21 protein-coding genes are annotated in these 23,369 nt (G+C 59.8%); 15 read left to right on the top strand and 6 right to left on the bottom strand.

The window, feature by feature from the left end; genetic code table 11:
* Positions 1–83: 83 nt before the first annotated feature.
* The 5 genes from BJ985_RS03130 to ypfJ all read right to left on the bottom strand — a co-directional run bounded on the left by BJ985_RS03130 (position 84) and on the right by ypfJ (position 5,508).
* Positions 84–743: an FMN reductase gene (locus BJ985_RS03130; protein ID WP_005324961.1), complete on the bottom strand. Its 660-nt coding sequence runs from the start codon at positions 741–743 to the stop codon at positions 84–86.
* 2 nt (positions 744–745) lie between these two features.
* Entirely contained in the window at positions 746–1,858 is a 1,113-nt protein-coding gene (locus BJ985_RS03125; RefSeq protein WP_005324960.1) for an LLM class flavin-dependent oxidoreductase, read from the bottom strand.
* 75 nt (positions 1,859–1,933) lie between these two features.
* Positions 1,934–2,656, bottom strand: coding sequence for a CBS domain-containing protein (locus tag BJ985_RS03120; RefSeq protein WP_179386566.1), 723 nt, complete (start codon positions 2,654–2,656; stop codon positions 1,934–1,936).
* A 145-nt stretch (positions 2,657–2,801) separates the two neighbouring features.
* The gene (locus BJ985_RS03115; protein ID WP_179387571.1) at positions 2,802–4,388 is read right to left on the bottom strand and encodes an inorganic phosphate transporter; all 1,587 of its coding nucleotides are present in this window, start codon (positions 4,386–4,388) and stop codon (positions 2,802–2,804) included.
* A 241-nt stretch (positions 4,389–4,629) separates the two neighbouring features.
* Positions 4,630–5,508: a KPN_02809 family neutral zinc metallopeptidase gene (gene ypfJ, locus BJ985_RS03110; protein WP_005328496.1), complete on the bottom strand. Its 879-nt coding sequence runs from the start codon at positions 5,506–5,508 to the stop codon at positions 4,630–4,632.
* Positions 5,509–5,752: 244 nt separating this feature from the next.
* On the opposite strand from ypfJ, the gene aspS reads away from it, so the two are divergent.
* The 13 genes from aspS (at position 5,753) to BJ985_RS03045 (ending at position 20,919) form a co-directional block, all read left to right on the top strand.
* Entirely contained in the window at positions 5,753–7,585 is a 1,833-nt protein-coding gene (gene aspS, locus BJ985_RS03105; protein ID WP_005328495.1) for an aspartate--tRNA ligase, read from the top strand.
* Between the two features lie 123 nt (positions 7,586–7,708).
* Positions 7,709–8,923, top strand: a complete 1,215-nt coding sequence (locus BJ985_RS03100; protein ID WP_005328494.1) for a protein kinase family protein — start codon at positions 7,709–7,711, stop codon at positions 8,921–8,923.
* 43 nt (positions 8,924–8,966) lie between these two features.
* On the top strand, positions 8,967–10,358 hold the full coding sequence (locus BJ985_RS03095) for a replication-associated recombination protein A (RefSeq protein ID WP_005324949.1): 1,392 nt from the start codon (positions 8,967–8,969) through the stop codon (positions 10,356–10,358).
* A 101-nt stretch (positions 10,359–10,459) separates the two neighbouring features.
* On the top strand, positions 10,460–13,144 hold the full coding sequence (alaS, locus tag BJ985_RS03090) for an alanine--tRNA ligase (RefSeq protein ID WP_179386565.1): 2,685 nt from the start codon (positions 10,460–10,462) through the stop codon (positions 13,142–13,144).
* A gap of 10 nt (positions 13,145–13,154) precedes the next feature.
* Positions 13,155–13,706 carry a Holliday junction resolvase RuvX gene (gene ruvX / locus BJ985_RS03085; RefSeq protein ID WP_005324945.1) on the top strand — a complete coding sequence of 184 codons (552 nt, stop codon included), beginning with the start codon at positions 13,155–13,157 and terminating at the stop codon, positions 13,704–13,706.
* A 38-nt stretch (positions 13,707–13,744) separates the two neighbouring features.
* Positions 13,745–14,938, top strand: coding sequence for an endolytic transglycosylase MltG (mltG, locus tag BJ985_RS03080; protein WP_179387570.1), 1,194 nt, complete (start codon positions 13,745–13,747; stop codon positions 14,936–14,938).
* A gap of 31 nt (positions 14,939–14,969) precedes the next feature.
* On the top strand, positions 14,970–15,797 hold the full coding sequence (locus tag BJ985_RS03075) for a shikimate dehydrogenase (RefSeq protein ID WP_179386564.1): 828 nt from the start codon (positions 14,970–14,972) through the stop codon (positions 15,795–15,797).
* 106 nt (positions 15,798–15,903) lie between these two features.
* The gene (locus BJ985_RS03070; protein WP_308936795.1) at positions 15,904–16,305 is read left to right on the top strand and encodes a prepilin peptidase; all 402 of its coding nucleotides are present in this window, start codon (positions 15,904–15,906) and stop codon (positions 16,303–16,305) included.
* A gap of 69 nt (positions 16,306–16,374) precedes the next feature.
* Positions 16,375–17,586, top strand: coding sequence for a chorismate synthase (gene aroC, locus BJ985_RS03065; RefSeq protein WP_179386562.1), 1,212 nt, complete (start codon positions 16,375–16,377; stop codon positions 17,584–17,586).
* A gap of 3 nt (positions 17,587–17,589) precedes the next feature.
* Positions 17,590–18,126, top strand: a complete 537-nt coding sequence (locus BJ985_RS03060) for a shikimate kinase (protein ID WP_005328489.1) — start codon at positions 17,590–17,592, stop codon at positions 18,124–18,126.
* A gap of 65 nt (positions 18,127–18,191) precedes the next feature.
* Complete coding sequence (aroB, locus tag BJ985_RS03055; protein WP_179386561.1) at positions 18,192–19,262, top strand: 3-dehydroquinate synthase; 1,071 nt, start codon at positions 18,192–18,194, stop codon at positions 19,260–19,262.
* Positions 19,263–19,264: 2 nt separating this feature from the next.
* Positions 19,265–19,693: a type II 3-dehydroquinate dehydratase gene (gene aroQ, locus BJ985_RS03050; protein ID WP_179386560.1), complete on the top strand. Its 429-nt coding sequence runs from the start codon at positions 19,265–19,267 to the stop codon at positions 19,691–19,693.
* A gap of 119 nt (positions 19,694–19,812) precedes the next feature.
* The gene (locus tag BJ985_RS03045; protein WP_179386559.1) at positions 19,813–20,919 is read left to right on the top strand and encodes an aminopeptidase P family protein; all 1,107 of its coding nucleotides are present in this window, start codon (positions 19,813–19,815) and stop codon (positions 20,917–20,919) included.
* Here BJ985_RS03045 and BJ985_RS03040 read toward each other — a convergent pair.
* Positions 20,916–21,812 carry a GDSL-type esterase/lipase family protein gene (locus BJ985_RS03040; RefSeq protein WP_179386558.1) on the bottom strand — a complete coding sequence of 299 codons (897 nt, stop codon included), beginning with the start codon at positions 21,810–21,812 and terminating at the stop codon, positions 20,916–20,918. The genes BJ985_RS03045 and BJ985_RS03040 overlap by 4 nt on opposite strands.
* 253 nt (positions 21,813–22,065) lie before the next feature.
* On the opposite strand from BJ985_RS03040, the gene efp reads away from it, so the two are divergent.
* A complete protein-coding gene (gene efp, locus BJ985_RS03035; RefSeq protein WP_005324919.1) occupies positions 22,066–22,629 on the top strand; it encodes an elongation factor P in 564 nt (187 codons plus the stop codon).
* A 38-nt stretch (positions 22,630–22,667) separates the two neighbouring features.
* Positions 22,668–23,306 carry a transcription antitermination factor NusB gene (gene nusB / locus BJ985_RS03030; RefSeq protein WP_373366782.1) on the top strand — a complete coding sequence of 213 codons (639 nt, stop codon included), beginning with the start codon at positions 22,668–22,670 and terminating at the stop codon, positions 23,304–23,306.
* Positions 23,307–23,369: the final 63 nt, after the last annotated feature.

Raw genomic sequence — 23,369 nt, 5'->3', positions numbered from 1 at the left:
AGGCAGATTTTATGTGACCAGGGTAGCGAAAGTCACACCTTCTATCAATCGCTGTCTATGCGTAGCGCTGCTCGCGTTGTGGCTTATTTGCCGTACCCATTCAGGAGCTTGTCGAGGGGGATGAAGTTCTCCTTTGCTAGCCGTACGGTGGAGCGGCCTCCCAACCCAGTGAGATCGCCGGCAATTCCTGGCACCCGGTCCCGCGGGGTAACGATCTGGTCAGCCAGCTGGATGGCTGAGCGCTCAATTCTGGAGGCAATGCGCTCGCCCTCCGGAGTGCCTAGGTCTTCTGCGGCCTGAAAAACACCCGTCGGCACGATGTTTGCGTGCAATTGGTTAAATAGCGGGCGGAGCGCGTAGTCCAAAATGAGGGCATGGCGCGAAGAACCGGCCGTCGCTGCGATGATGGTGGGAAGGTTGTCGAGGGCATGGGGCTCCAAGGTGTCAAAGAACATCTTGAAAAGGCCCGAATAGCTGCCTTGGAATACAGGGGTGACGGCGATGAGTCCATCGGCATCGGCAACTTGCTGCTTGGCTCGAGACAAAAGGGGCGTTTGCGCAGTCTGATCGGTCATGGCGGTAGCTAGTTCGAAAGCGAGATCGCGGACCTCAATGACATCGATTTCGGCTCCTTCACCGCGCGCGGAGATTTTGGCGCGGGTGGCTTCTGCGAGCATGTCCGCCAACCTGCGAGAGGAAGACGGCTGCGAAAGGCCAGCTGAGACAACGAGGAGGGAGCGCATAACTAGTTTTCCTTTCCTGGGCTGACCTGAAGGTGCGAAGGATGAGGCGCAGAGAGCAAGCTTGCGTGCGTCGGCGGGTCAGAAGGCACGTGGCTCGGACGGCGCTGCTCAAAGCGGCGTCGCAGCTCGGGGACAACCTGCGTGCCTAGGATTTCTATCTGTTGGAGGACTACTTCTTGTGGAAGTCCCGCGTGATCGATGAGGAATAGCTGGCGCTGATAGTCACCGGCCCAGTCAGCGAAGCTGAGGGTCTTTTCAACTACCTGTTCCACGGTGCCGACGGTCAGTGGAGTCTGCGCCGTGAAATCCTCGAGGCTTGGCCCGTGGCCATAGACTGGGGCGTTGTCGAAGTAGGGGCGGAAGAAGTCTTTAGCTTCCTGTTCGGTATCGCCGATGAAGACTTGGCCGCCAAGTCCGACGATTGCTTGGTCCGCTTGACCATGGCCATAGCTTTCAAAGCGACGGCGGTAGAGGTCCACCAACTGAGCGGTGTGCTCCTTATTCCAGAAGATATTGTTGTGGAAGAAGCCATCGCCGTAGTAGGCCGCTTGTTCTGCGATTTGCGGCGAACGAATGGAGCCGTGCCAGACAAAGGGCGGAATTCCATCCAGCGGTGCCGGAGTTGCGGTAAACCCTTCCAAACCCGCACGGAACTTTCCTTGCCAGTTAACGACTGGCTCGCGCCACAGCCTGCGCAGCAAGTGGTAGTTTTCAATAGCCAAAGGAATGCCCTGCTGGATGTCTTTGCCAAACCAGGGATAGACCGGGCCGGTATTTCCGCGTCCGAGCATGAGGTCTACGCGGCCGTCAGCAAGGTGCTGCAGAAAGGCATAGTCCTCTGCGATTTTTACCGGGTCATTGGTGGTAATGAGCGTGGTCGCAGTAGATAGCTGCAAGCGCTCCGTCTGCGCGGCGATATAGGCCAAGTGCGTTGTAGGAGAGGACGGCACGAAAGGTGGGTTGTGGTGCTCGCCGGTAGCAAAGACATCAAGGCCGACCTCTTCGGCTTTAAGCGCAATTTCCGTTAGGTTGCGGATGCGCTCAGCCTCATTGGGTGTCTTTCCTGAGATGGGGTCAGTAGTTAAATCCCCGATAGTGAAGATGCCGAATTGCATGGTTGCCTTTCTATGCGGTGCACAGGAGTAAAGATAGACGCCGTGCCGACTGCGGAAAAGCCGACTGCGGGAGAATTATTCCCATTCTAGGGCATCAAAAAGTGCCGGTAGATCGGCCGGTGCAACGAGGCGCAGGGGCCTCTCAGTGACCTTGCCGTGTTCCGTGATGACCGCTGCGCATGGGCGATGTCCTTGGTTGTCGGTTTCTGAAAGGGCGTCCACCGTTTCCTGCACGCTGACTGTGCGGGCAAGAAAGATAGCGCGATCACTGGGTTCTTGATATTCCACGATGTCCGCGATGTCCGCCGCATCGAGCACGTGATTATCGCTGAGGTCCCCGGCTACCCATCGCGCAATGGTGTTGGTGGTTAGCAAAGCGGTGAAGCGGCCCTCATCGTAGATGGGGATTTGGGAGAAGTCCTTATCCTTTATGACGCTAAATGCCTCCATGATGGATGTGGCAGACGTCAAGGTGAATACCTTTTGTGGCTGCAAAACCTGAAGCGTGTCGGGCGGGGACACCACTATGTCTCGGAGAGCCGAAATCTGCTTAACCACTGCTTCGTGCGGTTCAGCGATGGGCTCTGATTTGTAGTAACGCCCGTGGGCAATGGCATTGCGTAGGTTGGAAAAATCTTTGAGTGCCTCGGCTTGCTTGCCAGAAAGCATGTGTTTGTCTCGTGCCTTGTCTACTATCCACCAAAAGGAATCTGAGTTCTCAGCGTTGAGAGCCGAGCGCAAGTGTTGCTCTATGTCGTTGAATGCGGCCAGGAATGCAGTTGCTCGGTGCGCGGTCATATGGGCCAGTGTAGAGAAGGGGGCGTCGCCAAGCAGGGCGTTTGTCCAAGCTACCCAATGGAAAATCCGCTAGCCCCGGCTCGATGGCCGGTGCGGCTAGCGGATGAAATGGGGAGTGTCGAGGATATGCGGCGCTGAGCTATCCCTAGAAGACTACGCGCAGCACAGATACGGTGATGGCAGCGATGACTGCCGCGGCGGGCAGGGTGATGACCCACGCCAAAGCGATAGGCTTCATCAGGTTCCAATTAGCTGCCTTGTTGACAATGCCCACGCCCAGCACGGCGCCGATGAGGATGTGGGTGGAAGAAACCGGAAGGCCCAAGATCGATGAACCCATCACCACAGCGGCGGCGGCAAGCTCAGCAGCGAAGCCGGAGGAGGGGTGCATTTGGGTTAGGCCCGAGCCCACAGTCTGAATCACGAAGCGGCCGATGAACCACAAGCCAGAAATCAGGGCAACGCCCATGGCAATCATGACGGCAACCGGCACGGCAGCCTCATCGCTGACTTGGTCGGTCTTGAGGACGTCAATAACCGCAGCGAAGGGGCCAATGGCATTGGCGATGTCGTTGGAACCGTGGGAGAAGGCGAAGGCGGAAGCGGTAAATACCTGCATCCAAGAAAAGAGAAGGAAGGTGGACTTAGCCAGCGACTTCTTTTTCAGGGAGCGGGCGAAAATGAAGACGGCCATCCACACTACTGCGCCGACCATGCCCATGACCAACAGGTTCTGAAGGACGCTGAAATCGAGTCCGGTGTGCTTGAGGCCCTTGAACATCACCATGGCGGAAATGATGATGGCACCGATGGCGGCTAGTACCGGTACCCAGCTCTCCAGGGCGCGGTGAGCCTTGACATTATCCATGTCCTTGTTGAGGTTATACAGATCGCGGTAATACTCGGATTCCAGCTGATCCGGATCAAAGTCTTCTTCTGCCACCAAGGCGGCGTCCCGGGCCATGGCGTTGGTGTAGCTGATCTGCTGGATTTCATTGAGGCGCGAAAAGCGAGACTTGTGCTCTTGGCGCAGCTCCGCACGACGGGTCTTGATTTCACGCAGCTTCTGGTCTGCTTCCTCGTTGTAGACCAAGATGGAGGTCTTAATCCACTTGAACAGGATGAACGCAGCGAGACCGCCGAGAACAGGGGAGAGCACCCACGAGATGGCAATAGTGCCAATCCCGCCCCACTGCACCATGTCCAAGCCACCCTTGCCGGTGATGAAGCCAACGGTGAGCGCGGCGCCGACGATGCCGCCGACGATGGAGTGGGTGGTAGACACTGGCCAACCCATACGGGTGGCAACGAGGAGCCAGATGGCCGCACCCAAAAGGGACGACATCATGATGTAGACGAACTCCATGGGGTCGAGCCCATCGATGGCGTCAAGGTCGACGATGCCAGAACGCACGGTATCGGTGACCTCGCCGCCGGCGAGGATGGCGCCAGAGACTTCGAAGATGGCGGCGACAACGAGGGCCTGCTTCATGGACAGCGTACCGGCACCTACGGAGGTACCGAAGGAGTTGGCAACGTCATTGCCGCCAATATTGAAGGCCATGAAGAGAGCGAAGAGAATGGCAGTGCCAAGCAGAATAGGTTTAGAGCCATCGACGTAGTCGTGGCCCCAGATCATAAAACCGATGAGGGTAACGGCTGTGAGGCCGCCAAAGATGGCGTGCCAAATCCAGTCGTTGCCCTTGCCATTGACGGCCTCAATGTCCGTCATGTGGGTGGTAGGGGTAGACACAGGAAGAACCTTTCAGGAAAAGCGTGCACGAGAGGGATGACCGCGCTTCTCAGCGTGGTTAAGAGGATTCTCAAAGGAAATTCTTATGTAGAGAATGCACACTCAGACTAAAGGCCCTAGGTGTCAGGAAAGTGAACTCAAGATGTGGAGTTCGTGAAAGCAATGTGGCTATTTGTGAACATAATGGCCGCCGCTCTCGGCGACGGCCACGTTGAGAGTTTTAGCCGCGGTAGGCGCCGCGCTCCAGGGTGTCGCACTGGGACATCTTGCCAGAGTTATATCCGGCGAGGAATGCCTTCTCACGCTGTTCGGAGGAACCGTGCGTCCAGGAATCAGGCTGGACCTGGCCGCCGGAGCGGCGCTGGATATTGTCATCGCCCACCGCCTGGGCAGCCGCGACAGCGTCTGAGACCTGTTCCTTAGTAATCGGCTCGAGCAAGGGGTTATCGCCCTTGTCGGCGTAGGAAGCCCACAGGCCTGCGTAGCAGTCAGCCTGGAGCTCGATCTTCACCGCGTTGGAATCGGCGCCTGGGTCGTCATAGTCCGACAGGCCGAGGGTGCCCTCAAGGTTTTGAATGTGGTGGCCGAACTCGTGCGCCACGATGTACATGCGGGCCAAGGGGGCATTTTCCGCGCCGAAGTTGCGCAGGGAATCAAAGAACGCGGTGTCGAAATAGGCGGACTCATCGCGCGGGCAGTAGAAGGGGCCGGTAGAAGAAGAGGCCGCGCCGCAACCGGTATTAACGCCGCCGTGGAAGACCACGCGCTCCGGCTCGGTGTATTGGATATCGGCCTGTTCCGGCAAGACCTTGGACCAGACGTTGTCTACGCTGCGACCGGTGAACTCAACGAGGCATTCATCCTTGGTGTTGCCATCTTCTGCAGTTTCGCATTCGGGGCTTTCGCCTTGTGCAGCGCCGTCGGATTGGGTCTGCTCGCTGCCCAGAATTGAGCCCAAGTCTGAGGGATTGCCGCCCAAGAGGAGGAAAAGGCCTACTAGAACAATCGAGCCGACGCCACCGCCAATGGCGATACCACCGCCACCACCACCCGAACGCGCTTCTTTGCCGCCGAAATCGGCACCTGATCTAAAAGTCATGCCTAAATAGTGCCACATGGTCCCCTCATACACTGGATGGAGATTGTTGCAAAGAAGCCGAAGGAGGGAAACGGGGGTTCTTCTGCGGCCTTCAGGGTTAGCTTGCGTCCACCTAACTGCGCTCCGCGTACCGGTAGGGATGTAGAATTGTGCGCGTTCCTAGTCTTGTGCTTGGTTTGGCGCGCGCTGTTTACGCGTGGCGGGACCCGCAAGTGACACAATTTTCAGAAGGGATTGAACAACAGTGCTGCGTACCCACTTAGCAGGTGAGCTCCGCAAAGAACTCGCAGGAGAGACCGTCACCCTAACCGGTTGGGTTTCCCGCCGCCGCGATCACGGTGGTGTGATCTTCATTGACCTGCGCGATCGCTCCGGCATCGCCCAGGTTGTCTTCCGTGAATCTGACGTGGCGGAGCGCGCCCACGACCTGCGTTCCGAATACTGCGTTAAGGTCACCGGTACCGTGGAGCCTCGCCCAGAAGGCTCAGAAAACCCCAACCTGCCGTCCGGTGAAATTGAGGTCAATGTCGCGGATCTTGAGGTTTTGAATAAGTCCGCAGCGCTGCCGTTCCAAATTGATGATCCTTCCACCTCGGGTGAGGTAGGCGAGGAGACTCGCCTGAAGTACCGCTACCTGGACCTGCGTCGCGAGCGCCAGGCACAGGCGCTGCGCCTGCGTTCTGCAGCCAACCGCGCGGCCCGCAAGGTGCTGGATTCGCATGACTTTGCTGAAATCGAGACTCCAACCCTGACCCGTTCCACCCCGGAGGGTGCACGCGACTTCCTGGTTCCAGCACGTTTGAAGCCGGGCACCTGGTATGCACTGCCACAGTCCCCGCAGCTTTTCAAGCAGCTGCTCATGGTCTCCGGCATGGAGCGCTACTACCAGATCGCGCGTTGCTACCGCGATGAGGACTTCCGCGCTGACCGCCAGCCGGAGTTTACCCAGCTGGACGTGGAGATGTCCTTCGTAGACCAGGACGATGTCATCGCCTTGGCGGAAGAGATTGTCACTGAGCTGTGGAAGCTCATTGGCTACGAGATTAAGACTCCGATCCCGCGCATGACCTACGCCGATGCGATGAAGTACTACGGTTCCGATAAGCCGGACCTGCGCTTCGACATCAAGATTGTAGAGTGCACCGAGTTCTTCAAGGACACCACTTTCCGCGTCTTCCAGAACGAATACGTCGGCGCCGTGGTCATGGAGGGCGGCGCCTCCCAGCCGCGCCGTCAGTTCGATGCTTGGCAGGACTGGGCTAAGCAGCGTGGCGCCAAGGGCCTGGCCTACATCACCGTGGGTGAGGACGGCACCTTGGGCGGTCCGGTAGCTAAGAACATTACCGACGCCGAGCGCGAGGGCATTGCAGAGCACGTCGGCGCCAAGCCGGGCGACGCCATCTTCTTTGCCGCTGGTGACACCAAGTCTTCCCGTGCCCTCCTGGGCGCTGCACGTGGCGAGATTGCAAAGAAGCTGGACCTTATCAAGGAAGGCGACTGGGCCTTTACCTGGGTTGTAGATGCTCCGCTCTTTGAGCCTTCCGCTGATGCGACCGCTTCTGGCGACGTCGCACTGGGGCACTCCAAGTGGACCGCGGTTCACCACGCCTTTACCTCTCCTAAGCCGGAGTACCTGGACAACTTTGACCAGAACCCGGGCGAGGCGCTGGCATACGCCTATGACATTGTCTGCAACGGCAATGAGATCGGCGGCGGCTCCATCCGTATCCACCAGCAGGACGTGCAGAAGCGCGTCTTCGACGTTATGGGAATCGGTGACGAGGAAGCCCAGGAGAAGTTCGGCTTCCTGCTCGATGCTTTCCAGTACGGCGCCCCACCGCACGGCGGCATCGCCTTCGGCTGGGACCGCATCGTCTCCCTGTTGGGCGGCTTCGACTCCATCCGCGACGTCATTGCGTTCCCGAAGTCCGGCGGCGGCGTGGATCCGCTTACCGACGCCCCTGCGGCAATCCCTGCCGCACAGCGTAAGGAGACCGGCGTAGACTACAAGCCGGAAAAGAAGAAGGAACAGGAAAAGTCTGGTTCCACTGCGGCCGAGACTGCTGAGGAGAAGTAAGCCGGGAACTTAAACCTCGGCCTTTCAGGCGCACCGTGCGGGGCACATCGTAGTCCGCGGCAATTTCGCTGCGGGCGAACTTGTGACCCCGCTTTGGTGTGAGGGGGCATACTGGATAGAACTATGGTTGATAACGAAGCTGTGCTATCACCCGAGGATGTCATCAAGGCCGCCTCGGAGATGTTGTCGCGCCGTTTTGGTGGTACCCCGGAGATGTCGGGTGTGGAGCGCTTGGACGGTTCCGGCAATGCAATGGTCCTGCGCGCCAGGATTGCCCCCGGAGCCTTCCTGCCGCACCGCTCGGTAGTCATTAAGTACAACCCGGTCACCGGCTATGGCGTCGACGATGCCGCGATGCTGCGCGAGGTGGTGGCTTATCAATTCACCACTGCGTTATCTGAGGACGTGCGCCCGGGACCCGTACTTCTGGCCCACGATCTGGAGCAGCGCATTATCGTGTTGACGGACTTGGGTGAGGGCGAAACGCTTGCCGACGTCCTTGTACAGTCCACCGATGATGACCGCGTGCGGGTGCTGCGCTCGCTGGGCAGTGCGTTGGGGCACATGCACGCTGGAACCGCGGGCCACGAGCAAGATTATGAAACCCTGCTCAATAGGATGCTGCGCAAGAATCCGGACTTGGCCCCGCACCAGTCCGTGCGCGATGAGGCGCTGGAGCGCTCCATTGGCATCGGCCTCGACTTGCTGGATAAAGCCGGGCTCGAGGCACCGGCCAGCTTCCGGGATCTTGCGGGTCAAGCCGCACGCTCCCTGGCATCCGGCAAGGACCGGGCCTTTACTCCCTTCGACCTTTCACCGGATAACATCATTGTGTCCCAGCGCCTGCACTTCTTGGACTATGAATGGGCAGGATTCCGCAATGTTGGCTTCGACGTAGCCTGCGTTATCGCCGGATTCCCACAGTTCCTCTTCTCCAAGCCGATTACGGACGAAGAGGCAGATATCTTCATCTCTGCTTGGTCCCGTGCCGTATCTGAGGTGTGGCCGCTATTTTCCAATGCGGAAGAAACCCATGGTCTCATTGTGGCCTCGCTCATCGGCTGGGCGCTATCGAGCGTGACCACGATGCACGCCGGCGGCATCGAAGGGCTGGTTGCCCTAGCCAGGGGTGAAGCCGAAGTGGTCCACGATCCGCAGCGCTCCATCTTGCGCCCTGCTGACCATGGTCCGTTCACGGAAGATGAATTGCTCGTGCGCCGCGACCTCTATGAAACCTTTGAGGCGCTATCCCGGTATGCCGCGCGCTGCGATGGCCCCGCCTGCGCGCCCATCGCGGAATTTGGCAGCGCCATTGCGCGCCGCTTGGATGACGAATAGACAATCACGATGTGCCCGCACGCTTTTAGGAGGTAGCTTTCCAGTGTCTCAAGACTCATTATTTGGCGGGCCCACTCCGGACCGCAGCGCGTCGCCGCTGCCGGGGAAGAACCTTTTTGCCACCCATGCTGGGTCCCCACTGGCGGCGCGCATGCGTCCCCAAAACCTCGATGAAGTGGTCGGACAAGACCATCTTCTGGCGCCCGGCAAGCCATTGCGCCGCCTCGTGGAAGGATCAGGAGAGGCCTCCGTCATCTTGTACGGGCCGCCGGGCACCGGCAAGACCACCATTGCCTCGCTCATCGCCAGCCAAATGGGGCAGAACTTCGTGGGCCTTTCCGCGCTTGATTCGGGCGTCAAGCAGGTCCGCGAGGTCATCACCCACGCCCGGCAAGAGCTCATTCATGGCCGGCGCACGGTGCTGTTCATTGATGAGGTACACCGATTTTCCAAAACCCAGCAGGACGCACTCCTCGCAGCCGTGGAAAACCGCACGGTACTGCTCGTCGCGGCAACGACGGAAAACCCTTCCTTCTCCGTCGTCGCGCCGCTTTTGTCTCGTTCGCTGCTGTTGCAGCTGCATTCGCTCAGCGACGATGACTTGAGGGGCGTCGCCAAGCGCGCGCTAGAAAGCGACCGTGGCCTAGGCGAGCGCAAGATTCGGATTACCGATGAAGCCTTGGACCAGTTGGTACTCCTCGCCGGCGGCGATGCGCGGCGCACGCTGACCTATCTCGAGGCCGCGGCAGAGGCGGTTGACGATGGCGGGGAGATTACCCCACAAACGGTCACGGACAACGTCAATAAGGCGGTGGTGCGCTATGACCGCGACGGCGACCAACACTATGACGTGGTTTCCGCGTTCATTAAGTCCATTCGCGGCTCAGATGTGGATGCGGCGCTGCATTATCTCGCCCGCATGGTAGAAGCCGGGGAGGACCCGCGCTTTATTGCCCGGCGGCTCATTGTGCATGCCTCCGAGGACATCGGCATGGCCGATCCCACCGCGCTCCAGGTGGCCGTGGCGGCGGCCGAGGCCGCTCAGCTCATTGGCATGCCAGAAGCCCGAATCCCGCTCGCGCAAGCCACCATTCACCTGGCCACCGCGCCCAAGTCTCCCTCGGTCATTTCTGCCATCACGCAGGCGCAAGCCGATGTAGCCGCCGGCAAGGTGGGCCACGTGCCACCGCATCTGCGCGATGGGCACTATGAGGGCGCCAAGCGGATGGGAAATGCCGTGGGCTATGTCTACCCCCACGATGATCCCCGCGGCGTAGTAGAGCAGCAGTACCTGCCCGATGAGCTGGAGGGTTCGGTTTACTATGAGCCCACCGATCACGGGGCTGAGAAGCGTGTTTATGACTATATAGGCCGCTTGCGCAGCATTATTCGGGGCAAACGCGGCCCCGGCAAAAACGCGCGCCGGCCTCGCTGATCCCCACCGATGGGAAATCGCTGTGCAGCGAAGGGTAGAGTTGGGCGGGTTAGAAACTTCTTGATAGAAGATGAAAGCTCAGACAGTTAGGATTGTTGCTCGTGAAGACTCATGAGATCCGGGAACGGTTTACCCAGCACTTCGTCAATTCTGGTCACGAGGCAGTACCAAGCGCCTCGCTGATCCTGGATGACCCTAACCTGCTTTTCGTTAATGCCGGCATGGTTCCGTTTAAGCCCTACTTCCTAGGCCAGCAGAACCCGCCCTTTGCCAAGGGCCTTGCCACTTCCATCCAAAAGTGCGTGCGCACCTTGGACATTGATGAGGTGGGCATTACCACCCGCCACAACACCTTCTTCCAGATGGCCGGCAATTTCTCCTTTGGCCAGTACTTCAAGGAAGGCGCCATCACCAATGCGTGGACCTTGCTTACCGGCTCCGTTGAGGAGGGCGGCTTTGGCCTAGACCCAGAGCGCCTGTGGGTTACGGTTTACCTGGATGATGATGAGGCTGCCGAAATTTGGCGCGACAAGATCGGTGTTCCAGAAGAGCGCATTCAGCGCCTCGGCATGGAGGACAACTACTGGTCCATGGGTATCCCTGGGCCCTGCGGCCCGTGCTCCGAGATTTATTATGACCGCGGTCCTGAGTACGGCAAGGACGGCGGCCCGATCGCCGATGACAACCGCTACATGGAGATTTGGAACCTGGTCTTCATGCAAAATGAGCGCGGCGAGGGCATTGGCAAGGGCAACTTTGAGATCGTCGGCGAGCTGCCCAAGAAGAATATCGATACCGGCCTGGGCATCGAGCGCGTGGCCTGCATTTTGCAGGACGTAGACAACGTCTATGAAACGGACCTGCTGCGCCCAGTTATTGACGTAGCTGAGGAGCTTACCGGCGCCACCTATGGTGACAAGGCCTCCCACGAGGACAATATCCGCTTCCGCGTGGTAGCTGACCACTCCCGTACCGGCATGATGCTTATCCTGGATGGCGTGACCCCGGGCAACGAGGGCCGCGGGTACATCCTGCGCCGCCTGCTGCGTCGCATTATCCGTTCCGCCAAGCTGCTGGGTGCTAAGGGCGCCACCATGGAGCGCTTCATGAATACGGTCATGGATACCATGACCCCGTCCTACCCGGAGATTGCCGACAACCGCGAGCGCATCCTGCGCGTTGCGGTTAGTGAGGAAAAGGCCTTCCTGAAGACCCTCGAGTCCGGCACCCGCCTCTTCGATGATGCCGTACAGGAGCTCAAGTCCACCTCCCGCGCGAAGACCGCAAAGGTCCTGCCGGGCGAGAAGGCCTTTGAGCTGCACGATACCTACGGTTTCCCCATCGACTTGACCTTGGAGATGGCCCAGGAGGCCGGCCTTGAGGTCGACATGGATGGCTTTAACGACGCCATGGGCGAGCAGCGCCGCCGCGCCAAGGCCGATAATCAGGCCAAGAAGCACGGCCACACTGACCTTTCCCTCTACCGCGATTGGGTGGACAATAACCCCACCGTCTTCACCGGCTTTGAGGAGCTTACTTCCGACGCCCGCGTGATCGGCCTCGTCCGCGGCGGCGAGAAAGTCGACCAGGTGCACGAGGGCGAGCAGGTTGAGGTCATCTTGGACCACACCCCGCTGTACGCCGAAGCTGGCGGCCAGATGGCAGACCGCGGCCGCATCATGGCCGGAGAATCCCTCCTTGAGGTCAACGACGTTCAAAAGATTGGCAAGAAGCTGTGGGTACACAAGGCGACGGTTACTGCCGGCGGCCTTGACTTGGGCATGTCCGTTGAGGCGGCCGTCGACGAGCAGTGGCGCCACGGTGCTACCCAGGCACACTCTGCTACGCACCTCATTCACGCCGCACTGCGCCAGGTGCTTGGCCCCACCGCCGTCCAGGCCGGCTCCATGAACCGCCCGGGCTACCTGCGCTTTGACTTCAACTACACCGAGCAGCTCAGCCAGGCACAGCTGGAAGAGATTGCATTGATCACCAACCAGGCAATCGACTCCAACTTTGCCGTGAATACCATTGAGACCTCCCTGGAGGAGGCCAAGGCCATGGGCGCTATGGCGCTATTCGGTGAGAACTACGGCAAGGAGGTCCGCGTAGTAGAAATCGGCGGACCGTTCTCCATCGAGCTCTGCGGCGGCACCCACGTTGCTTCCTCCGCTGAAATCGGACCGGTGTCCGTGCTCGGTGAGTCCTCCGTTGGCTCTGGTGCTCGCCGCATCGAGGCCTACTCCGGTTTGGATGCTTTCCGTTACTACTCCAAGGAAACCGCCTTGGTAGAAGGCGTGTCCCGCGAGCTGAAGGTACAGACCGAGGATCTGCCGGAGCGCATCGCGCAGCTGTCTGAAAAGCTCAAGGCAGCGGAGAAGGAAATTGAAACCCTACGCAAGCAGCAGCTGGCTGCACGTGCCTCCGAGTTCGTCGGCGCTGCTAAGGACATCAATGGATTCAAGGTCATTGCGCTGACCTTGCCGGAAGGCACCACTGGAGGAGACCTGCGCACCGTTGCAACGGACCTGCGCAACCGCCTGCGCGAGGAAGAAGCCGTCATCGTCCTGGGCGCCGAAGACAAGGGCAAGTTCCCATTCATCGCGGCAGCCACGGACAAGGCTGTTGGCCGCGGCGTAAAGTCCGGCGACATCGTCAAGGAGTTTGGACAGTACGTCGACGGCCGTGGTGGCGGTAAGCCGGATATGGCCCAGGGCTCTGGCTCTACTGCAGCCGGCGCTGAGCGCGGCTTTGCAGCCGTCAAGGACATGCTCGAGTCCCTGTAGGAGTTCGACCGTGGCAAAAGTGGAACCAGATAGCCCCGGAGTTGATGACCCGGGGCAGGGCCGCCGGCTCGCGCTCGATGTCGGCACGGTGCGCATTGGTGTGGCAGTGTCCAATAGGGAAGCCACGCTTGCCACCCCAGTGGAGACCGTGCACCGGGAAACCGGGTTCAAGGACCGCGATAAGGGCGATATTGACCGCATCCTGGAGCTCATAGATTCCTATGATGCAGTTGAAGTTGTCGTTGGCCTGCCACGGGACTTGCAGGGAAATGGCTCCAAAAGCGTAAAACACGCTAAAGAAATTGCGTTTCGGATCCGCCGTCGGTTGAATCGAGATGCAAATATAGATAAAGTTCCACCACCAGTACGTTTGGCTGATGAGCGTCTGACCACCGTGGCAGCAACCACCGCGCTGCGCGCGTCCGGCGTGTCCGAGAAGAAGGGCCGTAAAGTCATCGACCAAGCAGCAGCGGTGGAGATATTGCAGACTTGGTTGGATGGGCGCGCGAGCGCGCTACGATCCCATGATGCAATAGACCAGCCTTCAGACTCAGGAGACTAAAACACGTGAGCCGTAACCAAGAACGCCTCGGCCGATCGATGGAGCCGAAATACGTCAAGCGCCGCCAGCGCGGCATTGCCGTTGTCATTGCGTCCATCATCGTCATCCTTGGCGCCCTTATCTACATCGGATTCCGCCTCGGCAATACCTCCGCCGATTATGAAGGAACCGGCAACGGTACCACCCAGCTGGTGGAGGTGCCGGAAGGCTCGTCCATGTCCGAGCTCGGACCTGCATTGGTAGAAAAGAATGTGGTGAAGACGCAAGACGCTTTCGATTCTGCTGCGTCGATGAACCACGGCGCGAGCCAAATCCAGCCGGGCTTTTACCGCCTACAGGAAGAAATGAGCGCGGACGCGGCAGTCGAGGCATTGCTGGATGAGAATAACCGCGTGGACATGCTCGAGGTCCAAGGTGGCGCCACCTTGGAGGACGTCAAGGTTGTGGGCGGAGACGTCCGCTACGGCATTTACTCCCTGATTTCTGAGGTCAGCTGCAACGATGGCAACTGCCTGAAGAAGGAGGACCTTGAAAAGGTCGCGGCGGAAACCGACCCAGCCGAGCTGGGCGCGCCGGAGTGGGCCTTGGACGCTATTAATAAGCGCGGCAATGATCCCAAGCGCATTGAGGGCCTTATTGCCCCAGGCCAGTATGTCTTAGACCCCAACATGGAGGCCAAGGATATCCTCAAGGATCTCATCACCCGCTCCACCAAGCGCTACAACGAGACCAATATTGAGGAACGCGCCCAGGCTATCGGCTTGAGCCCTTATGAGTTGCTCACCTCCGCTTCCTTGGTGGAGCGCGAGGCGCCGGCGGGCGAGTTCGATAAGGTTGCCCGCGTTATCCTCAACCGCTTGGACGAGCCAATGCGCCTGGAGTTTGACTCCACCGTGAACTACGGCTTGGAAGACGTTGAGCTGGCCACCACCGACGAGGCCCGCGGCGAAAAGACCCCATGGAATACCTACGCGAAGGAAGGCCTACCAGATACCCCGATTGCTTCTCCTTCGGACGATGCAATCAAGGCCATGGAAGAACCGGCTGAGGGCAACTGGAAGTTCTTCGTCACCGTGGACGAGGAGGGCACTACCGTCTTCTCCGACACCTACGATGAGCACTTGGGCCGCGTTGATGATGCCATCCGCTCCGGCGTGCTTGACTCCAAGCGCGAAGGCGAGGGCGCTGGTTCCGGCAACGGCGACGCCGCTGCCGAGCAGCCCGCCGAGTAGAGTCGCGACAACCACAAAGAGGTAGAACACCATGCCACGTGCGGCGGTCCTTGGTAGCCCCATCAAGCACTCCTTGTCTCCGGTGCTTCACAATGCTGGCTACGAGGCCGCCGGGCTGGCCGGTTGGGACTACACCCGCTGTGAAACCTCGGCGGAGGGGCTGCCGGAATTGGTGGCGGCAAGCGACTCAGAGTTTGCTGGTTTCTCCGTGACCATGCCCGGCAAGTTTGCCGCCCTCCGCTTTGCGGATACCGTAAGCGACCGGGCCCAACTGATAGGCTCAGCAAACACCTTGGTGCGCAGGGCTGATGGTTGGTATGCGGACAATACCGATACCGAGGGCGTACGCGGTGCGCTCGGCGAACTTCTGGGGGATGGCCCAGCAGCCCATGCGCTGCTCATTGGTGCTGGCGGCACCGCCCGTCCAGCGTTGTGGGCGCTGTCCGAGCGCGGGGTGAAAAAGGTTACGGTCCTCAACCGTTCCGACCGCAGCGCCGAACTTTTGCCGCTCGCCCAGAAATTAGGGCTGGAACTTTCCTTTGTCAGTTTCGACGGGGACTTATCCGCGCTGGCTCGCGCTGCCGATGTCATTGTGTCCACCGTTCCAGCCGCGGCGGTGGAAGACTATGTCTTTGACCTCGCCCACGCACCGGTGCTGGACGTCATCTATGATCCCTGGCCCACACCGCTGACCTCGTGCGCGGCGGCCAATGGCTACAAGACCGTGGGCGGGCATGTCATGCTCGCGCACCAAGCATTTAGCCAGTTCGAGCAATTTACCGGGGTGGCCGCCCCGCGGGAAGACATGCTGAAGGCATTGCACGAGGAGCTGCAGAAGCGGTCGCAGACGACTAAGTAAAAAAGGGGGCGTCGGCAAGCGCGGGCTGGAATCCCCGTGTAGCAGGAACTGCAGACTTCGCCATGTAGACATTGACGCCCAGCGCTTCCTCACAGCGTGCCTTAGAGTGATCCCCGTGCTAATAGTCGGGGGAATTATTTATTGTTTATGGGCAGCAACCTTGTCTTGGTGGGATATTCGGCAGCGCCGATTGCCAGACTGGTTAACCCTTCCATCTGCGGTGCTCTCGCTCGCCGTTGCCAATTGGAGTGGGCTGTGGTGGCCGGGGCTGTACCTGGTGCTAGGGCTAGTTCGTGCAGGAGTCGGTGGAGGCGACATCAAACTCGCTTGGCCCTTGGGAATGCTGGTGGGGCATGTGGCCGGGTTTATGGGCGTGGTAGCGGCAAGCGGCTGCGCGTCCCTCCTGACGCTTATGTGGTCGGCGTGCAGTGGGCAGAAGGAGAGCCCGCATGGTCCTGCAATGTTGCTAGCGGCAGCGGTCGTTATCGCATGTGCGCACCCTCTTTGAGGGGGTGGAAGAATATATTGCGGGGGCCAAGTTGGTACTGGATTGGCCAGGCCGTGCGATAATACCCGCATGCTTCGTTGGACTACTGCAGGTGAATCCCACGGCCAAGCTCTTATTTCGATGCTGGAGCATATGCCCGCTGGGGTTCCTATTACCCGCGCCGATATTTCCCATCAGCTTTCCCGGCGCCGCCTAGGCTATGGCCGCGGTGCCCGTATGAAGTTTGAGGCTGATGAGGTCACCGTGCTGGGTGGAGTCCGCCACGGGCTTACCTTGGGTAGTCCCATCGCCATCATGATTGGCAATACGGAGTGGCCCAAGTGGACCACCATCATGTCGGCCGATCCGCTGGATATGGACGATGAAGAAACCATCAAGGCGATGAACTCCGGCCGCGGTGCCGCCTTGACGAGGCCGCGCCCAGGGCACGCGGACTTTGCCGGAATGGTGAAGTACCGCCACAGGGAAGCACGCCCCATCCTCGAGCGATCCTCTGCGCGTGAGACGGCGGCGCGAGTGGCCGCAGCTACCGTTGCGCGCAATTTCCTGCGCGAGACCCTCGGCGTCGAGGTTCTCTCCCACGTGATTTCCATTGGCGCTTCCGAGCCTTATGAGGGGCCTGCGCCAGCGTTCGCGGACATCGAGGCTATCGATGCCTCGCCGGTCCGCGCCTGCGATAAGGCGGCTGAAGCCTCCATGATTGCGGAAATTGAGGCCGCAAAAAAGCAGGGCGATACCTTGGGCGGCATCGTTGAAGTTGTGGTCGATGGCCTGCCTATCGGGCTGGGCTCGCATATTTCCGGCGATGACCGCTTGGACGCCCAATTGGCCAGCGCCTTGATGGGTATTCAGGCTATCAAGGGCGTGGAAATTGGCGATGGCTTTGCCGAGGCCCGTCGTCGCGGTTCTGTTGCCCACGATGAGATGGTGCGAACCGAAGACGGGGTATCCCGCCTTAGCAACCGTGCTGGCGGACTCGAAGGCGGCATGACGAATGGGCAGCAGTTGCGCGTGCGGGCGGCAATGAAGCCGATTTCTACCGTGCCGCGTGCCTTGCGCACCATTGATATGGAGTCTGGCGCTGCAGCTACTGCCATCCACCAGCGCTCAGATGTGTGCGCGGTTCCGGCGGCGGGCGTCGTTGCAGAAGCAATGGTTGCCCTCGTTCTTGCGCGCGCCGTGCTAGAAAAATTCGGCGGCGATAGCCTCGAAGAAACCTCTGCGGCCATCGCCGCGTATGATAAATACGTTTCGGACCGCCTTGCTTTTGACCAGGAGTAAGTTATGACCACCCCAACCGCCGTTACGGGCCTGCCCCGTCCACGCGTTGTTTTGGTTGGCCCGCCAGGTGCGGGTAAATCCACCATTGGCCGCCGCCTTTCCCACGCCTTGAGCTGCGAACTGGTGGATTCGGACCACCTTATCGAACAGGCTAAGGATAAGCCGTGCGGAGAAGTCTTTAGCGAGCTTGGTGAACCAGACTTTCGCGCGCTCGAAGCCGAGCACGTTGCTGCGGCACTGCGCACTGGTGGAGTAGTCAGCCTCGGCGGCGGGGCAGTGCTGACGGACGCCACCCGTGAGCTGCTGGAGCGCCATACCGTCATCTTTTTGGATATTTCCCCTGAAGAAGGTGCACGGCGGACGTCCGGGGATAGCAATCGGCCGGTTCTCGCAGCCGCAGATCCCCTTGAGCACTACCGCAACCTTGTGGAGGCGCGGCGCCCCTATTACCAAGAGGTGGCCGATTACCGGGTACGCACCGATGCCCGGACCCCACAGCAGGTAGTAGGCGATATTCTCGGCTTCCTCGATACCCTGTAGATTCTCCGCAGCGCTACCACTAGTTCCTCGCCATGCTGGCTTGGCGGCGAACGGAAAGGACCATCATGCCCAGCATTGCCGTTAATGGACCACAGCCCTATGAAGTTCGCATTGGCACCGATCTCAACCGGGACATCGCGCAGCGCTGTGCGCAGATTGGTGCAGGCCAGGCGGGCATTATCTGCCAGCCGCCGCTGCGTGCCGCGGCCGAGCGCTTAGCGGAACTCGTCGCCGCTGAGGGGGTGGAGCCTACGCTTATCGACGTCCCCGATGCCGAGGCCGCCAAGCAGCTCAGCGTCATCGGTAGCGTATGGGATCAGCTGGGGGAGAAGGGCTTTAACCGCCGTGACGCCATCATCGGCCTCGGCGGTGGCGCCACCACCGATTTGGCGGGGTTCGCTGCGGCCGGGTGGATGCGCGGCATCAAGGTCATTCAGGTGCCCACCACGCTATTGGCCATGGTTGACGCGGCCGTCGGCGGCAAAACCGGCATCAATACCGCAGCCGGCAAGAACCTCGTTGGCGCTTTTCATGAGCCAGACTCTGTGTTTGTGGATCTCGAGCGCCTTGATACCCTGCCCGCGGCGGAGATCATTGCTGGCTCGGCAGAAATCATCAAAACCGGCTTCATCCATGATCCGGTGATCCTTGAGCGTTATGAGATCGACCCCGCCGCATGCGTGGACCCCCAGGGCTATCTTCCAGAATTGATTGAGCGCTCCATCGCGGTAAAAGCCGCGGTGGTGGGCGAGGACCTTAAAGAATCGGGCCTGCGCGAAACGCTCAATTACGGCCATACCTTTGGCCATGCGGTGGAGCGCCATGAACAGTATCAGTGGCGCCATGGCAACGCGGTGGCCGTGGGCATGATGTTCATCGCCCACCTGGCGCATGCGCGCGGCCTCATTGACGCAGAACTGGTGGAAAAGCACCGCCGAATCCTTGACAGCATTGGGCTGCCAACCACGTATAGGCCGGGCCAGTTCGCGGACCTGTATGAGGCGATGACCCACGATAAGAAGAACCGCGACGGAAAGATTCGGTTTGTCGCCTTGACCGGGGTGGGCGAGACCGCCCGCCTCGAAGGCCCCAGCACGGAAGAGCTAGAGGCGGCCTACGCCGCGATTTCGGAGTAGAAATGAAGATTATTGTCCTCAACGGCCCGAACTTGAACCGCTTGGGAAAACGCCAGCCGGATGTCTACGGCTCGACCACCTTGGCAGATGTAGAAGAGATGATCTCCTCGCGCGCTGCCGTGCACGGTGCAGAAGTAGAGTGCTTCCAGTCCAACCATGAGGGCGAGCTCATTGAGAAGGTGCATGCCGCCGCGGATGCGGGCCACCCAGTGATTATCAACCCCGGCGGTTTTACCCATACCTCAGTGGCCTTGCGGGATGCCCTGGCAGAGGTAGCCGATGGCGCCGGATTCGTAGAGGTGCATATTTCTAATGTGCATGCGCGCGAGCCCTTCCGCCATCACTCCTATCTCAGCCCTATCGCCCGCGGCGTCATCGCCGGGTTGGGGGTCTTCGGCTACGTGGCGGCAGTGGACTACCTCTGCCAATAAGCCCTCACGAACGGGCTGGGCGGCAGCCGGCTAGAAAGAAATCCGCCCAACTGCGGGGGCAGGGTCGATATACTGGGTGGATACTTTCTACACCGCAGTCGACCCAGAAGGATGAAATCATGGCTTTGGCAGATACCCGTTTTAGTGACCGGCGCCGCAAGCTTGCCGCGGAACTAGCCGGCCAGCGCATCGATGCCGTTCTGGTCACCCACCTCACGCACGTGCGTTACCTTTCGGGGTTCTCCGGCTCGAATGGCGGGCTATTGCTGCGAAAGGACCTTACCGCGCAGGTTGCTACCGACGGCCGGTACACCACGCAGATCGCCCGCGAGGTTCCCGATCTGGAGGCTATCCAAGGCCGCGCGGTAGGAAAGGTGCTCCTGCAGCAATTTGCCGATGTCGAGGGGCCGGTTCGAGTCGGTTTTGAAGCCGACTACCTTTCGGTCTCTGAGCTGAAGGACCTGGAAGAGTTCGCCCCGGAGTCGGTTACCTTGGTTCCCATCGCCGGGGTCATTGAAAAAATTCGCTTGGTCAAGGATTCGCTCGAGCTAGAGAAGCTGGAAGAGATTGCCGCGCTGGCTAATCAGGCGCTGGAGGATCTGCTCGCCGCTGGTGAGTTGCGCGCCGGCCGCACCGAGCGCCAGGTGGCTGCCGATTTGGAATACCGGATGCGCATGCTCGGCTCGGAGCGAGTGAGCTTCGATACCATCGTGGCTTCTGGTCCGAACTCGGCGATGCCGCACCATGGTGCTGATGACCGGGTAATCGAGGATGGCGACCTCGTAACCATCGATTTCGGTGCGCACCTACGCGGGTTCAACTCCGATTGCACCCGCACCTACGTTGTGGGCACGGCGAATGACTTTGCCAAGGAAATCTATGATGTGGTGCTCCGCGCCCAAAAGGCAGGCGTGGCAGCGTCGGTGCCGGGCGCTAAGCTTGCCGACGTCGACGCCGCCTGCCGCGATGTCATCTCCGCCGCCGGCTATGGCGACTACTTTGTACACTCGACGGGCCACGGCGTGGGCCTAGACGTCCACGAAGCTCCGTTCGCGGCACAAACCGGTAAGGGCAAACTCGCCGCCGGCATGACCCTGACCATCGAGCCGGGCATCTATGTGCCCGGCAAGGGCGGCGTGCGCATCGAAGATACCCTTATCATCACCGATGGCGCACCGAAGATCATTACCGCCGCGACGAAGGAGTTTACTGAACTGCCCGCCTAGTGGGCTAGAACCTTGGAGTTGAGCAGCTGGGCGACATTACGGTTGCCCAGGTGCGTGAGGTGATTGAAGAGGTTGTGCGGTACGGAGTACTCCCACTTGCCGGAAATCCAGCGGGTGCTGTCCGGCGCGCACATGCCGTGATCAATGGAGTCGGCGCGTAGGTCGTAATACTGTACGCCGTTTGCGCGGGCTGCCTTGTACATGGCGCTATTGACCTGGTCCTCGCCGGTGCGAACCAGGCCCGCATAGTCCATGTTGAATCCGGCTTCAGAGGAGCCCGGTGCGGAGGTGCGCAGCGGGCATACTGCGCCATTGCGGGCGGAGATGGCGGGATAGCCTACAACGGTGATGTGGGCATTCGGGGCGGCGTGGCGGACCCGCTGGATCGAATGCTTCATGCCGTCGTAGTAGGGGTTGGAAGAAGAAAGAGATGGGCGCAGGATTTCCTGGAGATCATTGGCGCCAAACTGAATCAAAACGTTCTTTGTTTCGCCATTGAGATCATTATTAGCAATGGCTCCGTTGATTTGCTCATTGAAGTCCTTGCGGTGCGAGTGGCCGGCGGCCTTTGCCGCAGAGCATGCGTAGTTGGCTACGTGCTGACCAGAAACGCGCCCCAATTCGCGGCCAACATTACTCTGACCCTGCGGGCAGCCCTGTGGGGACGGCGCGCCCGGGGCGTCTTCGATGCCGTGGGTAGCAGACGAGAGCGTAGTGCCCGCCGAAGGGGACAGGCTCGAGGTCGTGCCAATTTGGCCATAGGTTGGGTTGGCAAAAACAGAATCGCCGAACATCACGGTCTGGGCGTCTGCTGCCATGGCCTGCGGAGCGGACAGTGCTGCTACGGCTGCGCCAGTAGCGGTAGCCGCGGCGTAGAGCTTCTTGAGAGGCATCGCAAAAATCCTTGGTAGGTATGTGAAAAATCAATTAAGCAAAGCCTTATCGTACAGCGAGTTATTGCTGGATAAAAACCTTTGATTGCTCGCGTGTCTGACCGCTTAGGGCAGGCGACAGGCCCCGAAAGTCACTCCGCTGTCAACTGTGGGGAAGAAATGGGGGACCGGTAATACCCCAAGGGGCAGTTGTCCGGTAGGCTTAAACATTGTTTTCAACCTTAAGTCCACAATTTTCGGGAGTTAAACCGCAATGGCTGATACTACTGATTTCAAGAACGGCCTCGTTCTGAAGATCGACAACAAACTGATGCAGATCGTTGAGTTCCAGCACGTGAAGCCGGGCAAGGGCCCAGCCTTCGTGCGTACCAAGCTCAAGGATGTTGTCTCCGGTAAGACCGTGGACAAGACCTGGAACGCTGGCGTAAAGGTAGAGACCGCTACCGTGGACCGCCGCGATATGACCTACCTGTACAACGATGGCACCAGCTACGTTGTTATGGATGAAAAGACCTTTGAGCAGTACGAGCTCCCGCCGGAGAAGTTCGGCGATGCCGCTCGCTTCCTGCTGGAGAACATGCGCGTTCAGGTTTCCTTCTACGAGGATGAGGCACTCTTTGCAGAACTGCCTATCTCCGTAGACCTTAAGGTGGAGCACACCGAGCCTGGCCTGCAGGGTGACCGTTCTTCCGGCGGCACCAAGCCTGCCACCCTGGAAACCGGCGCTGAGATCCAGGTTCCGCTGTTCATCGAGATCGGCAACGTACTCAAGATTGATACCCGTACCGGCGAGTACCTCTCCCGCGTTAACAACTAGGGCATCTGACTGTGTCTGATAACACCCCTAAGCGCGATATCAACTACAAGCGGCACACCGCGCGGTACCGCGCACGTCGTCGTGCCGCCGATATCCTTTACGAAGCAGAAAACAGGGACGTTGACCCCGTTGCCATCGTGGAGGATCGCATCGCCTTGGCACGTGAGGACCGCAATGCGGTAGCGCCTGTGGCCGAATACACGCAGGTGATTGTCAAGGGCGTCGCTGAAGAGCTGGATGCCATCGATGACACCATTTCTCGCTTCCTTGCCGAGGACTGGGAACTGCACCGCATTCCGGCCGTTGACCGTGCGATCCTGCGCCTGTCGGTATGGGAGCTGCTGTTCAACCCGGATATCCCCACCGCTACTGCGGTCGTGGAAGGCGTGGAGATTGCCTCCCAGTATTCCAACGATCAAGCGGCGCCATACATTCACGCTGTGTTGGATGACGTGGCGCAATCCCGTTCTGCGGAAAACCCGATGTCCGCAGAACACCAGGGTAGCGATGCGGATACGGACGGCGAAGATTCGACCGACGAGGAGCCGCTAGACTCCGAGAACGCGGATGATGCGGCCGAGGATACCTCCGCATCCACCGCGTCGGACTCCGCTGCCGCGGCCGACGGCTCGGCTGTAGCAGACGGTTCTGCGCAGCAGGACCCCACTGCGGAATAGTCAGGTTTATACCGGCCCGCATATTTAAACCGCCCGCCCAGCTCGATGGTGAAGAGCTGTGGC

Source organism: Corynebacterium tuberculostearicum (assembly GCF_013408445.1).
Lineage (GTDB): Bacteria > Actinomycetota > Actinomycetes > Mycobacteriales > Mycobacteriaceae > Corynebacterium > Corynebacterium tuberculostearicum.
Note: the sequence above shows the minus strand (reverse complement) of the source record. Positions and strands in the feature narration are given on the sequence as shown.